Origin of the sequence: Sphingomonas cannabina, assembly GCF_021391395.1 — a bacterium.
In the GTDB taxonomy this organism is placed as follows: Bacteria; Pseudomonadota; Alphaproteobacteria; order Sphingomonadales; family Sphingomonadaceae; genus Sphingomonas; species Sphingomonas cannabina.
In genome coordinates, this window is the sequence record NZ_CP090059.1 from 3701715 (window position 1) to 3714155 (window position 12441).

The 12441-nt window shown below is 64.6% G+C and carries 15 protein-coding genes, 1 pseudogene and 1 other annotated feature; of the genes and pseudogenes, 4 read left to right on the top strand and 12 right to left on the bottom strand.

From position 1 onward, the window contains the following. Window positions 1-16: 16 nt before the first annotated feature. Entirely contained in the window at window positions 17-466 is a 450-nt protein-coding gene (locus LZK98_RS17435) for a hypothetical protein (protein WP_233783790.1), read from the bottom strand. 632 nt (window positions 467-1098) lie between these two features. Beyond that, entirely contained in the window at window positions 1099-1818 is a 720-nt protein-coding gene (locus LZK98_RS17440) for a response regulator transcription factor (RefSeq protein WP_233783791.1), read from the bottom strand. Window positions 1819-2418: 600 nt separating this feature from the next. Here LZK98_RS17440 and LZK98_RS17445 point away from each other — a divergent pair. Beyond that, window positions 2419-2721, top strand: a complete 303-nt coding sequence (locus LZK98_RS17445) for a hypothetical protein (RefSeq protein ID WP_233783792.1) — start codon at window positions 2419-2421, stop codon at window positions 2719-2721. Between the two features lie 9 nt (window positions 2722-2730). Here the strand turns inward: LZK98_RS17445 and LZK98_RS17450 are convergent, their stop codons facing one another. The 4 genes and pseudogenes from LZK98_RS17450 to LZK98_RS17465 all read right to left on the bottom strand — a co-directional run bounded on the left by LZK98_RS17450 (window position 2731) and on the right by LZK98_RS17465 (window position 6434). After that, a complete protein-coding gene (locus tag LZK98_RS17450) occupies window positions 2731-3660 on the bottom strand; it encodes a nucleotidyltransferase and HEPN domain-containing protein (RefSeq protein ID WP_233783793.1) in 930 nt (309 codons plus the stop codon). 94 nt (window positions 3661-3754) lie between these two features. Continuing rightward, entirely contained in the window at window positions 3755-3976 is a 222-nt protein-coding gene (locus LZK98_RS17455) for a sigma factor-like helix-turn-helix DNA-binding protein (RefSeq protein WP_233786629.1), read from the bottom strand. Window positions 3977-4066: 90 nt separating this feature from the next. Further along, window positions 4067-4933, bottom strand: a pseudogene (locus tag LZK98_RS17460) (ArdC family protein); the annotation flags it as partial. Window positions 4934-5672: 739 nt separating this feature from the next. After that, window positions 5673-6434: a Crp/Fnr family transcriptional regulator gene (locus tag LZK98_RS17465; protein WP_233783794.1), complete on the bottom strand. Its 762-nt coding sequence runs from the start codon at window positions 6432-6434 to the stop codon at window positions 5673-5675. Between the two features lie 375 nt (window positions 6435-6809). On the opposite strand from LZK98_RS17465, the gene LZK98_RS17470 reads away from it, so the two are divergent. Then, the gene (locus tag LZK98_RS17470) at window positions 6810-7445 is read left to right on the top strand and encodes an outer membrane protein (protein ID WP_233783795.1); all 636 of its coding nucleotides are present in this window, start codon (window positions 6810-6812) and stop codon (window positions 7443-7445) included. Between the two features lie 48 nt (window positions 7446-7493). Here the strand turns inward: LZK98_RS17470 and LZK98_RS17475 are convergent, their stop codons facing one another. From LZK98_RS17475 to LZK98_RS17490, 4 genes are all read right to left on the bottom strand, one after another. After that, window positions 7494-7691: a DUF6961 family protein gene (locus tag LZK98_RS17475; protein ID WP_233783796.1), complete on the bottom strand. Its 198-nt coding sequence runs from the start codon at window positions 7689-7691 to the stop codon at window positions 7494-7496. A 97-nt stretch (window positions 7692-7788) separates the two neighbouring features. Continuing rightward, on the bottom strand, window positions 7789-8133 hold the full coding sequence (locus LZK98_RS17480) for a DUF3761 domain-containing protein (protein WP_233783797.1): 345 nt from the start codon (window positions 8131-8133) through the stop codon (window positions 7789-7791). Continuing rightward, the gene (locus LZK98_RS17485; RefSeq protein WP_233783798.1) at window positions 8130-8669 is read right to left on the bottom strand and encodes a hypothetical protein; all 540 of its coding nucleotides are present in this window, start codon (window positions 8667-8669) and stop codon (window positions 8130-8132) included. The genes LZK98_RS17480 and LZK98_RS17485 overlap by 4 nt, the downstream gene beginning before the upstream one ends. A 13-nt stretch (window positions 8670-8682) precedes the next feature. Further along, window positions 8683-9105 (bottom strand): hypothetical protein, encoded by a 423-nt coding sequence (locus LZK98_RS17490; RefSeq protein ID WP_233783799.1) that lies wholly within the window; start codon window positions 9103-9105, stop codon window positions 8683-8685. Window positions 9106-9266: 161 nt separating this feature from the next. On the opposite strand from LZK98_RS17490, the gene LZK98_RS20565 reads away from it, so the two are divergent. Then, on the top strand, window positions 9267-9398 hold the full coding sequence (locus LZK98_RS20565) for a hypothetical protein (protein ID WP_264757856.1): 132 nt from the start codon (window positions 9267-9269) through the stop codon (window positions 9396-9398). 203 nt (window positions 9399-9601) lie between these two features. Then, a complete protein-coding gene (locus LZK98_RS17495) occupies window positions 9602-9964 on the top strand; it encodes a hypothetical protein (protein WP_233783800.1) in 363 nt (120 codons plus the stop codon). Window positions 9965-10251: 287 nt separating this feature from the next. Here LZK98_RS17495 and LZK98_RS17500 read toward each other — a convergent pair whose 3' ends face one another. Together LZK98_RS17500 and LZK98_RS17505 are read right to left on the bottom strand one after the other, a co-directional pair. Next, window positions 10252-10983, bottom strand: a complete 732-nt coding sequence (locus LZK98_RS17500) for a class I SAM-dependent methyltransferase (RefSeq protein ID WP_233783801.1) — start codon at window positions 10981-10983, stop codon at window positions 10252-10254. Window positions 10984-11218: 235 nt separating this feature from the next. Then, window positions 11219-12049: a TylF/MycF/NovP-related O-methyltransferase gene (locus tag LZK98_RS17505; protein WP_233783802.1), complete on the bottom strand. Its 831-nt coding sequence runs from the start codon at window positions 12047-12049 to the stop codon at window positions 11219-11221. 105 nt (window positions 12050-12154) lie between these two features. Continuing rightward, window positions 12155-12208 (bottom strand) — a sequence feature (sul1 is cis-regulatory element that is thought to sense ions involved in sulfur or methionine metabolism; They are found in Alphaproteobacteria). Window positions 12209-12441: the final 233 nt, after the last annotated feature.

The following is a 12441-nucleotide window of genomic DNA, read 5'->3' on the forward strand; positions in this document are numbered from 1 at the left end:
ATCCGCCCTCCCAAACTCATCCGACCTCGGCACCTCGCGCGACCGTCACCACCACGCAGGCGCCGCCGCTGGAGACCAGCATCGCTTGCCCCTGGTCACCGCCCAGGTTGTAAAGAGGCACGCCGGACAGGTTGCCGGCGGCGGTGCTGCCTGCCGGCAGCAGCGCGACAACATCCCTGCAGGCGCGCTGGAACGGCGCGACGCGCACCAGCTGTCCTTCGCATTTCTCGCCGACCGGCGCCGCCATGACGATGCCGGCCGCCTGGGCGCTATAGCCGGGCGTGTTGTAGGTCATGCCGACCACGCCCTGTACGCCATGGCCATCCGGCGCACTGCCTTCGGTCTGTGCCTGGACGGTGTAGGCGGCGCCGTGGGAGACAGTCTGGCCCATGGCGGCGAAGAGATTGGCGCACTTGCGCACGCCCAGCTTGCTGGCTTGGTCGCGGAAGACGTCTCCGGCCGGCATCGCCTTCGCATCGGGGCGGGACTGGGCGCCCGCCGATACACCGCCGCCGACAAGGACTAAGACGAGCGTTACGACCATCAGGTTGCTTCGTCGTGCTGTCGGCGCGTCCCGCCGATCGGTAAGCGCCTTTACTTTAGATAGATGCGCAATCATGCAGACAACTGCCCCTTTTTTGCAAAAATAGAGCGGCATCCGCTACCAACATAGGCGCGGATCATCATCACTCAACTGTTGCGTGCTAAGAGTTTATGACCCCTTTTATGTCGTCACTACTTGAATGATGCCACGGTTTAACCGGATTTCAAGTTAAATTAACAGAATATTCATGGTTAACGCAACAAAGTGCTGTGGTTTCTTGTAGTATTTTATGGGCTTCCGACAAGATTATGCTTAATCCGATCAATCCTACCGGATGCCACGAGTTCGGCGGGGAGCTGTGGTCGGCGAGTCGGGGTAAAGATCGGGCGTCGGTCCGCATGGCGCCCCGGCCTCACCGTCGCGAATGGGAGAGCCTCGGGCGCCCGCGCCGCCTTCTCTCTGGCAAGCGTGCCGCGTGTCCCGAGCGTATGGATATCGGTTGCGCGACGAACAGCCGCCGCTGTTACAACTGCAAACGCTGTTCTCGTGCCGCGTCAGCGGTTGGCGGCTCTCCGACGGTCCGGCAGGAGCGGGGCGGAGAAGAGATGTCCCTGGCCATGGACGGTCTTCACCGGTGCAGGCAAACCGGTTGCCCGCTCGATCTTATGCCTCAGCCGCTGCACAATGGCATCGAGGCTGCGGTCGCCAGCGGGATCGGCGCTGTAGCCGAGCTCAGCGCGAAGCTCGTTCCTCGGGATCAGGGTCCCGGAGCGGAGCAGCAGCCGCTCGATGAGCTTGGTTTCCAGGGCGGTCAGCTTGACCATTGCGCCGGTCGGCGCGTGCAAGATCCAATACGCCGGATCGAAGTACCATTCCGAAGCGGGCAACGCGGGCGTCGGAGCGGGACCGCCGCGTCGCGCGATCCGGCGCGCGAGGCTGTGGACGCCTTCGACCAGCTCGTCGTCGGTCAGCGGCGCTGCAAGAGGGAGATCCACACCGATTTCGAATGCCCGGATGTAGTCCTGCACCTTGTTGCCGGCGGTAATGAGGATGATGCCGATGTCGCCCTTGCGGCGGAGCCAGGACGCGATTTCCAAACCGGCCGGTTCGGACGAGACGCCGCCGATGATGGCGATATCGTAATCGTCGATCGCGATGCTGCGATAGAATTCGAACGCCGATCCGGCACTCGCGACCCCGAAGCCCTCTCGCTCCAGGCGACTCTGCAGCGGACGGCAGGCCGCAACGTTTTCCTCGAGAATGATGACGCGCATAGACACCACCGCACTCGAGCGGGGCGCCATGCGCCGCTCCCGCCCCCTTTATTTTTGGATCAGATGCTCTCGCGTGCTGCAATGAACCGGCAGCACGACTCGGCTCCCCCGCGTTCTAGGGACGCATCAGCACGCACTCCGCTTGCACCTGCAACATCAGCATGAGGTGTATATTGTATTCTCAGACAAAAGAAAAGATTAGCTTACTCAATATTTTGCGGAACGTTTTGAAAGCCATAGCTATCATTGCAGCCCATAATGGGGCGAAGGCCGGGCTCGCGACGATTCAGCCAGGCATCGACCTTCGCTGAGCTGGGATTACAGGATCGCGTGAGCCAGCATTGGAGCGACCTGCTCAGGGCAGCTGAACGAACAGAATGGAGCGCTAAGCAGATGAGCCGGAGTAGCTGGCTACCCCGGCCCGATAATCAAGATCGCGGTAGCTAGCGACTGCAATTTCCGCAAAAGCCAGAGGTAAAGAAAGTGAGGCCATCGGATAGAACCGCCCACCTCACCTCCACCGCAACTGAGAGAAGTGCCTGCTCTTGGCTATCGTTAGAGGAACTTGAATGAGGTCGTCGTCACACGGAGATGGCCGTCATGAGGCAAGATAGAACACTCATCATCGCCTTGGTCACACTGTTCATCGGGTTCGTCGCGGGTTTCGTCCTACGTCCGGTCATTGTTCCGGTCGCGCAGGCGCCGGTTGCCGCCGCCCCGTCCGCCTTGGCGGAGGCGCGCGGCATGCAATATTTCGCGGCGCATCTCGACGAAGCCCGGCGGATCGTGGCGCAATGTCGCGACGGCTCCGTTCGCGGCGACGAGTGCGCCAATGCCGACGCCGCCGTGATCGCGGCAGAGGGTCGCGAACAGACCGAACGATTCTTGGGAAAACGACCCTAATCGGCACCGCTACGTCGCGGCGTTCGCCTCTCGCTCAAGCTCGGCGAGGCGCTCCGAGCAGACAAGATGCACGACACGCCCCAGCTCCTCGATCTGGGCGGCGAGCCAGGTCAGCTCCTCCATGGTGATGCGGTAGTGCTTGGAATAGCGCGCCTTCACATAGGCGTCCTTGAGCTTCGAGAAGATGCCGCGTTCGCGCCGAGTGCCGGACGGCCAGACCTGCGCCAGCCTCGAGTCCAGCTTCTCGGCCATGTTGCGCAGCGCGGCGATGTTGTGGACGTGCGGCGTGTAGAAGGTCCGTACCAGCAGGACACAGTGATAAAGCCGTTCGACCGTCTGATGCATTAGGAAGGCCGCATCCTTAAGCCGTCCCTGAGACTGGCTAAATCGAGCAGTCTCGAACATTCCAACAGCAGCTGGACACCACTCCTCGAAATACTCCTTAGCCATCGCCAGCGCCTGCTCGGGCGTCTTGGGCGTCGGCGTGCGCAGCTTGCGGTCGTCGCTCTCGTAGAGTGCGATGCCGTCGCGGACGATGTCCATGAAGAAGTAGCGGCCGTGGGCGAGGCCGTCGTTCACCTCCTGGAGCGAATGGACGATGAAGTTGACCGGCGTCTTGAGCGTCCTGGTGATCGACAGCTCGCGCATCAGCCGGTCCTCGGCGCCCGCCCAATAGTCCACCATGTCGGTGAGGCGCTTGTCGTTGACGATGACGAGCAGGTCGAAATCCGACCGGTAGCCCTTCTTGGTGTGCGGCTCGTCGACCCAGCCGCCGCGCGCATAGGAGCCGTAGAGGATGATCTTGAGGATGCGGCCCTTCTTCTTCCAGTCCTGGGTCGCAAGCGCCCGCGCCTCCTCGAATTCCTCGAACAGGATCTGCACGACGCGCTCGAGCTCGCGTCGCTTGGCCGCCGGCAGATGGTCGAGGTCGGTGCGCATGGAGCCCGAATCCTAGAGCGGGTTCGCTAGCATGCAAGCCGGCGGCGGATTTGCCGGGCCGGGCTGCCGCGTCGCGGGCGATGCAGCGCGTGCATCAGGCGCGGCCATCACTCGCCGCCAGCTGTGCGCCGATCAGCACGATCGCTTCGGCCAGCCGCCGCTCGACCTCGCCCATATCGATCCCGAGCCGCGCCGCGATCGCGGCATGGCCGAGCCCCTCGACCGCGCTCAGGCAATAGACCTCGCGCGGCCACAGCGGCAGGCGGTCGAGCGCGGCGCGGAGCGCCGCGCGGCGCTCGTCGTCGCTGCGGTCCATGAGCCGGGCACCCTCCCCTCCCCCAGCCGCCGCGGCCGGAACCGCGGCGGCCGGGCCGGGGCGCAGCACGCCGTCCGGGTCCGGGGCGAAGGCAAGCAGATAGTCGGCCGCCCTGCTCGCCGCGCTCGCGGCGCGGACGATCGCCTTGCCGTCCTCGCGCAGCACCGCCAGCCACGCCCCGATATAGTCGGCATGGCGCACGGTCGGCCGGATGCCGAACGATGCGCACAGGAACGCGCTCGCCATCTCCGCAACCAGCTCCTCGCGGGCATAGTCGCCGCTGCCGAAGCTGCCGCGCTGCTCGCGCGCGAGCCGGCTCACGTGGCCGGTCCAATGGCCGAGCTCGTGGAGCAAGGTGCGATACCAGTCGACCAGCGCGGAACGCGGCCGGCGGCGGCACCGCGACATAATCGGGACCAGGCGCATAATAGGCCTCGCCCCCGCCGATGCGCACGTCGGCGCCGCTCGCCGCGATCAGTGTCGCGACCTCGGGCAGGATGTCGAGGTCGCCTCGGACCTCGGAAGGCTGGGAGAGCGCGGCGGGCAGGCCGTCGCATTGGTCGACATTGAACAGGGTGAAGCGCTTGAGGAACGCGATCGCCCGCGCCTCGCGCCCCTCGTCGAACGCGCGCTCGGCCTCGCCCTTCGGCGTGAAGCGATCGGCATAGCAGACCGCTGTGCCCTGCTCGCCCTTGCGGACATGCCCGCCGAGGAGAAGGGCCTGGCGGTAGGTCAGTCAGCGCTGCGTCGCATAGCCGCGCGCGACCGCCGCCGCCCACAGGATCAGCACGTTGATCCCCGAATAGCGCCGCGCGCTCACGGCATTGGCCGGCAGCGCGCAGCCGCTCGGCACGCTGTCCCAAGGCCGCACCCAGGGCAGCCGCCCCTGCTCCAGCTCGGCGATCACCCGCGGGTCACCTCGCCATAGAGGTCCGCGCGATGGCCGGTATCCCTCATGATCCTCGCTCCTTCCTCCAAAAACCACCGCACCCGGCGCCGGAACGGCGGGGTGGGCGGCAGGAGCGGACCGGCAGTCCCGCCACCAGCGGCGGACCGCACCCGCGAAGCAGGGCCGAAACGCAGTGGAGGACCCCGGCCGAAGCCGGGGTTGCGGCGCGCCGCGGCGGGACTAGCGGGAAGCGACGCCCACCCCGCCGCACCGGTGCCGGAGGCACCAGCGCCAGCGCGGGCGGCAGCCCGCGCTGGCCGCTTCCGGTCGTCGCAGCACGACCGGCCGCCAGCACGCGCGGCACATCCGGCATCGATCATGAAGACGGCTCAGTCATCGCGAACAACGCGACTCCCCCGGCGGCGATTCCACCTTCGCGCTCGGGAAGTCGAGTGATGGCGTCAGAGGCTATGTCCTGTCGCGGGGAGGAACCGAGCATCGCGTCAAGATCGGCGATCTGCCGGAACGGCGCCTCCCCGAAGATGCTGGTCGAATCCTGAACTGCGTCGAGCCGCTTGTCCGGCGAGCAGAAGGCTTCGCCGGATCCGGTGCGTCCGTCTTAGGCCTCGACCTCGCTGCGCAACCGCCCAGCCATGGCTCAGGTCCAGCGCCTGCCGATTGCCATCGACAGTCAGGTGACCGCCGATACGCCGCGGCCCGATCCGCTGGAGATTCCAGGGCGAGCGCTCGACCGCGCGAAGCTCCGGCAATTGACCGGCAGCGGCAAGTCCGCCGCGACCCTTTCGATCACGCGCTCTCGAAGGCGCGGGCGAGCGATGGCGTGGCCGGCGTGAGATGCAGATAGCCGGCCGTGAAATCGCCGGCGACCTTGAGGCCCTCCCAGTCCGAGACGATCAGCTGGCGTGCCGAGGTCCTCAGCAGGCCCTCGGCGCGGAGCTTCTGGAGCGTCCGGTTGACGTGGACCGAGGTAAGCCCCGTCGTCTCGCCGAGCTGCTCCTGCGTCAATGGCCAGTAATATTCGAGCCTCTCGCAAACGCCCGCGGCTTCCTGGCGCAGTGCGAGCTCGCAGATCAGGTGCGCGATGCGCTGGCGCGCGTCGTGCCGCGCGACATTGATCAGCCACTCGCGCAGGATCGATGCGTCGACCATCGTGTCCGCCCACATCGCCTTGGCGATGTTGGGCGAGGCCAGCGCGAGCGCGAGAATCTCCTCGGCCGGGACGATCGCCACGCTCACCTCGGTCAGGGCCTGGATACTGTCGTCGGCGACGTCGAGCATCACATTGGGCAGGTCGACCAGATCGCCCTTGAGATGGATGGAGACGATCTGCCGCGCACCCTCGCCCGTGCATTTATGGCGATAGACGAAGCCGGAGAGCAGCACGCGACAATGCGTCGCCCGGTCGCCCTCGCGCACCAGGAAGCTGCCCCGCTCGAGGCGCGCGACGCGGTGCGGAAGCGCGAGCAGCGCATCGACTTCGGTTGAGCCGAGCGGGTGCCGGCGCGCGAGCTTCGCGATCATCGGCGAGAGAGGGGAAGTTTGGAACATCACAGCGTCCTTCGGCTTGGGGCGAAGGAAGCCAACCTCCAGCCGCCGACGCCCGAGATCGCTGGCCGACGATGCCTGTCCAACATAGGTTACACTGCTTCGTTCCAACCAGGGTTAATGGCAGGGACGACCGTTCCGACGGATCGCCTCCTGCTTCAGGCGAACCGAGAATGCGATTGGGCGCGGAACCGCCTCGATGCGTCTGATAGGAGTTGGTCGCACGGCTGCCAGGCTGGCGCGCAGATGTGATCTTCGGGCAACAGTCGCCGAGAGTTGGAACCGACCGGCGTCACGGACCCGTGACAGCGACTCCAGCATCCGGCTAGAGGCCGCCGCCCGTCGCCTCCGCGACGGTCTTACCTTTCAGGGGGAACAATGAAGAAGCATCTCGTTGCGCCGCTCGCGGCGCTCGTTCTCGCGACTCCGGCAATGGCGCAGGACATGGGCGGCGCCCGTGTTGAGGCCCACGTCGGCTATGACCGGGTCAATCTCGACGTCGATTACGACGACGGCGTCGACCAGTTCAGCGGGAGCGACGGCACCGACGGCGTCGCCTATGGCGTCGAGGCCGGCTACGACGTCGTGACCTCCGGCGTCGTGCTTGGCGTCTACGCTGGGCTCGATCTCGCCAGCACCGATTATTGCTCGGAAATCTACGGAGACGACGAGGCCTGCCTCAAGGCGCGCCGCAACATCACGCTCGGCGTGCGCGCCGGCGTGCCGGTCGGCCCGCGCACGCTGGTCTACGCCAAGGGCGGCTATTCCAATGGCCGGGTGAAGGCGACCTACGAGGACTTCGAAGGAATCCTCGACAGCGGCAAGGTGTCCGACAACCTCGATGGCTTCCATCTCGGCGCGGGCGTCCAGTCCGGCTTCGGCAAGAACCTCTATGCCAAGCTCGAGTATGTCTACACCAACTACAGCGGCTATGACATCGAGACGACGGACTTCGGCGCCAGCGCCGACTTCGATCGCCATCAGGTTTTGCTCGGGCTGGGCGTTCGCTTCTGATCGCCTGATCCATCTCATCCAGCTCGGATGATCGGCGCCCCGCTCAGGTCACTGGGCGGGGCGTTCTCCTACCTCGCTGAGCAGCTGATCGAGCCGGATTGCGATCGCCGTCATCGTCTCGATACCGAGCGGATCGCCGGCACGTGCCGCGGCGGCGATCCGCTCGGCGACATAGGCCGGCGCACGGCCGGCGTGCTGCCGCTCGATCGCCAGCGCGGCGCCCCAGAGCTGCTCGTCGCGGGTCATGGCAATAAGCCCAGCCAGCGCAACAGCGGCCAGCCGAGCAGGGCACCGGCATAGGCGCATCCCAGGATCAGAAGCGCGATATCCCGCAGGCGCCGCTTCATAGCCAGGTCCCGACGCCGCCATGGTGGGAGCAGGTGCCGCGGCGGCTGTGGCTGAAGCTCCACGATCCGTCACGGCATCGCGCGGTCGCGCCCGGCGGCCGGCGGTCCTCGAACACGGGCCGGTGCACGACATGCCCGTCGGCGGAGCGATAATAGGCGCCGCCGAACAGCGATCCATCGAGCACGCGCGACAACGGCCGCCGGAGCGTACGCATGAGCGGGCGGTGCGGCTTGGCTATCCTCGCATGCGGCGCAGCCTGGCGGCGGCGCTCGCGCCGCGCATCGGTCGGCGCCGCGATCACGGCGGCGCAGGCAATGCACAGCGCGAGGCGGGCGATCACTGCGGCGTCGTCACCGCGGCTGGAGTCGGCGTCACCGGCGCCGCGGGCGATGCCGCCATGTTCTTGCGGACGAACACCGACTGGTTGATCTTTTCGAACGCGTCCGAATAGACGGCGGGATCGTAGATCGGCTCCTCGTCCTGCGCGCCCGAGCCGTAGATGGTCGACCTCATCTTCGCCATCACGAAGCTCAGGCGCACGTTGGTGATACCGGGCGCGCGTTCCTCAATGAACGCCGAGACGACCGGCGATTTCTTCGATTTGCCGAACCCGCTCCACAGGCTATAGGTCAGCTTCGACTTGGTCGAGGAGACCCCGGTGATGAGGCCCGTGTCCTTGTCAGCCGCCTGGATCCGATAGCCCGCGTCCTGCAGCACGGTCATCACCGCGCCGAACACCAGCGCCTTGTCGCCTTCGATGTCGCGCGACTGCATCTGCTGGATCTCGAGCGCGCTGCGCTCCACCTTCTTCCCTGCCTCGGCGACACTGCCGGTGCAGGCGAGAGCAACTGCTCCCGCGAACAACATCCCCCTCATCATTTCCCCCTTTTTAGAATGAGCTGCTGCGGCTCTGGAAATCGCTCACGACCTTGTCCGGGCCGAACTTGATGATCAGCGTCATCGTGCGCTGGGTCTGCTCGCTTCTCGACTTGCGCGATCCGAAGCCGAGGCCGCCTCCGCCACCGACACCCCCGCCGCCCCCGCCGAGCAGCATCCCGATCGAGAAGCCCGACGACTTGTCGTAGGTCACCGTCGCGTGGCGGTCGTAGACCCACATCTCACGGCCGTTGCCGTCGATGGTGGTGATGTTCGGCGCGCCGAACGTCTCGAGCACCTCCGCCTGCGTGGTGGTCCCGACCTTCACGGTCATCTGCACCATGCCGTGCGTCAGCGCATCATTCTTCTCGGTCCGTTGCGCCATGGCCGGCGCGGCGCATGCCGCAACGGCGAGCGCGATGGCGATCGTCTTCACAAGAGCCCCCTTCGACTCGGCTGCCCCCGCAGCCGACCATCGTTTCAGTGGAAACGGAAATCGTTCTGCCCGTCAAGCAATCGACCTTCGCCTCCTCGCCAGGGAGCGCTTTTCTTTTCCGGAAGCTACGCTAGTTCGATCGCCAATCTTGGAAATCGAGAATGCGCACGCTCGCCACCTTTTTGCTCGCCGCGAGCGTCACCCTCACGGGATGCAACACCATCGAGGGCGCCGGAAAGGATGTTGCCTCGGTTGGACAAACCGTTGCCAAGACAGCGAACAAGGCGAAATAAGCGGGAGCGGCGAGCTTACGCCGAGCATTCAGCCGCCCGGCTCTCGCCGCCCCTTATTCGACGAGGACCCGCGAGCATAAAGGTGGGCGACTGTTGACGCTCACTCGAGGCTTATGCCGACGCTGAATCAGAGTTCGGCGTGGGACAGAAGGGGTGTCGATCACCCTATCAACGAGCGGCACGACTGATGATACAGTCTTGCGATGCGACGCCCCATCATCAGCGACGAAAGCCCTTGGTCCGTCAAGGTGCTCATGTTTGTGCTGCTGACCCCGGTGCTCCTCGCTTTTGTCGCTCTGAAGCTCGTTCTCATACCATTTGAACGACCAGTGAAGCGGACGCCGGACGAGGTTGCGCGCTACCTCAGAGACTTTCTGAACGGCACGGGTGGCCCGTGGGATTGGGATGATTTCATCTCAATACCGATTGCCGATCCGCGGCTCGAAGACCTCAGACGCCGAGCAGCAAACCTCGATTTACCGATGGCCGGTGCTGAAACAGCACCTCTCCAGGCGCTCGTAGCTGAAGCAGAAATGATAGCGGACGCCGGCGTGACCGCAGCCTGATACAGCCCAACGGCTCGTCTTGGGGGACACGCGCCGCCGCCTTTAGCCACGAGGCCTGGACATGCGCGGCGGCCACCCGGCAATAGTCGCGCCGTCGAGCGCGCCTCCAGCGAAATTCTCAGCCTCGGCGCCGCCTATTGCAACACATTATCAGAATATCGACACCGATCTGCGATGCAAGAGACAAGAAGCAACGCGCGTCTTGGCGCCGCCGGCCCCCTCCACTTCACGAAAAGTGGAGCTTGGTCGGGGCTGTTATATTGCCGGCCTACGGTCGCATTCTTTGACTACGTCCGGACCAGGAATGAGCGGATCAGGCCACGCGAATGAACATCTTCGTGGCCGGATTCCGCACTCGCTGCGGGACAGGTGAGTATCTCCTGGCAGGGTACACCGAATGGACATTCATCGAGCACCACCGCCGAACCGAGCAGGACCCGTGTTGAGGCAGCGGCCACCATGTCGACATTGGGGCGCTTGAACTCGGCTGGCGCCGGAAAATGTTCGGTCACGATGATGTTGGCAAAGTTGGGAAGCATCCGATCGAGAGCCGCCTTGATCTGGGCATTCGACAGGTGCTGGAAGACCTGCCGGACCAGGCAGAGATCTCCGGCCGGCAATGGGTCCCGGGCGATGTCGAGGCACGCGAAGCGCATCTTCTCGGAGCCAAGCTTCTTCTGGTGCGCAGCGATCAGATCTTCGACGACGTCGATTCCGGTGTAATGCTCGCACGCCCGGGCGATCTGACTGCCGATGACCATGTCGCCGCATCCGAGATCGACAATCCGGCGGATATTATTGTCCCGTACGTATCGGATGACGAGCTCGACATAGGCATCCGCCGCTGCGCCCCGCGATCCTGGTCCGGAGTAGAAGGATGCCGTATCCCTCCCCCAAAGATTCTTCTCATAAATCTCGGAGAATATTCTGCCGGTATCGCGAAATCGCGACCGCAGCGCGCCAGGACCATAGCGAAGATAGAGGCTCGACCGGCGGATGAACGCGGGCACCAAAGCCATGCCCTTTCTCCCCAAGATCCGAACCTCTCAAATCGTGTATCGCCCAACGGGCGACTTCCCCACAGCTGAACTGCTCGCTTCCGGACGACGTTCTCGCCAGCGATGCCCTCGAATCCGTCAAGCATGTGGGCGGAGGAAGGTCATAATGGCTCACTGCTCCTGCGCGAATTTCGCTGTCGCCGACGCGCGGTCGACTGGAGAGCAGCCGACGCGATGAAGCAACTCGAAGCTTCGATCACACCGCCTCCAGCGAGAATTCCAGGCCGAACGTTGACGCGACAACCACCCCGATCAGCTTCAACGCGTTCGCCCAGCGCGTGATCATGAACACGCGCGCCTGCTCGAGATAGGACGGGAGAGGATCTGCCTTGATGTCCGGATGTTCGGTCAGAAACTCCGCGAACGCTTCCTTCTGGCCCGGTTGGCCGTCCTGCTCACGCCAACCCCAGTCGTCGAAGATCATGATCGCTCGATCGTGGATGTGCTGCGCACTGAACGCTAAGGCCTCCTTGGAAGCGGTATAGATGTCGCAATCGACCATGATGAGCGAGGCTTTGCCCAGCTGAAGGCCCGACCGGGTCGTCTCGTTCAGCGTGTCGGAGAACCATCCCTTCACCAGCGTCACCTTGCCCAGGTCGACGCCCTTGCTGCGCAGGTGCCGCCGGGTGAGACCGATGGGAGAGGCATAGGCGCCCGGCTCCCATCCCTCGCTCGCGGATTCGGGCGGCATGCCCGCAAAGGAATCGAAACCGATCAGGCGAGCGCTCGCAAAGTCGTTCTTCTGCAGCACATGATAGACCGCTGCCATCGACGTCCCGCGGCTGACGCCGAACTCCAGGTAATCGCCGAATTGATGGGAGGGATCCGTCCGCCGCAGCTCTGCAAGCGCATTGTCGACGCATGCCGAGAATCGCTGCGCCGGAACGAGCGGTTGCCAAGGCGCCAATCCCCAATGGCGCAAGGTGACATGGACCCTACCCAGCGGCTTGCGCAGGTGAACACGTTCGAGGACCCGATTTGCCCAGCGCTTTGCCGGATGGTCGGGCAGGCAGACCGCGCCCGACACGGAATGTTCGTCTGATCTGGGAGGCATTGCACTACCTATTCAAAGACACATGGCCTGCAGGTCATCGACAGCAGAAACCGAAATGCCTGCCGGGCAATGCATCTATGTTATCCCGGGGATAGGCGCCGGGCCGAGCCACTCGACTAAGCCGAGTCCGGTTGATGCTTGATTGGTGACGAAGTTACCGTTCGGGCGCAACTGAACTGTCGAGGTACTTCATCCGATCGGCGGAGGCCGGCAGTTGCGCGTTTCGCATGTTGGCGGATGAGGGGGCGAATCGGATCGGTGTCCCGCAATGCGATCGGCATTGACCGCTGAGTATCACCCGCGGGCATCCGCCTCGACAAGGCGGCATGGTCAGATATCGATTCCATTGATTCCACTTCAAACGG

Bases quoted from the DNA above. Each gene is read 5' to 3' on its own strand.
- LZK98_RS17435 (WP_233783790.1), bottom strand. From the start codon at position 466: ATGCCGGCCGGAGACGTCTTCCGCGACCAAGCCAGCAAGCTGGGCGTG.
- LZK98_RS17440 (WP_233783791.1), bottom strand. From the start codon at position 1,818: ATGCGCGTCATCATTCTCGAGGAAAACGTTGCGGCCTGCCGTCCGCTG.
- LZK98_RS17445 (WP_233783792.1), top strand. From the start codon at position 2,419: ATGAGGCAAGATAGAACACTCATCATCGCCTTGGTCACACTGTTCATC.
- LZK98_RS17450 (WP_233783793.1), bottom strand. From the start codon at position 3,660: ATGCGCACCGACCTCGACCATCTGCCGGCGGCCAAGCGACGCGAGCTC.
- LZK98_RS17455 (WP_233786629.1), bottom strand. From the start codon at position 3,976: ATGGACCGCAGCGACGACGAGCGCCGCGCGGCGCTCCGCGCCGCGCTC.
- LZK98_RS17465 (WP_233783794.1), bottom strand. From the start codon at position 6,434: ATGTTCCAAACTTCCCCTCTCTCGCCGATGATCGCGAAGCTCGCGCGC.
- LZK98_RS17470 (WP_233783795.1), top strand. From the start codon at position 6,810: ATGAAGAAGCATCTCGTTGCGCCGCTCGCGGCGCTCGTTCTCGCGACT.
- LZK98_RS17475 (WP_233783796.1), bottom strand. From the start codon at position 7,691: ATGACCCGCGACGAGCAGCTCTGGGGCGCCGCGCTGGCGATCGAGCGG.
- LZK98_RS17485 (WP_233783798.1), bottom strand. From the start codon at position 8,669: ATGAGGGGGATGTTGTTCGCGGGAGCAGTTGCTCTCGCCTGCACCGGC.
- LZK98_RS20565 (WP_264757856.1), top strand. From the start codon at position 9,267: ATGCGCACGCTCGCCACCTTTTTGCTCGCCGCGAGCGTCACCCTCACG.
- LZK98_RS17495 (WP_233783800.1), top strand. From the start codon at position 9,602: ATGCGACGCCCCATCATCAGCGACGAAAGCCCTTGGTCCGTCAAGGTG.
- LZK98_RS17500 (WP_233783801.1), bottom strand. From the start codon at position 10,983: ATGGCTTTGGTGCCCGCGTTCATCCGCCGGTCGAGCCTCTATCTTCGC.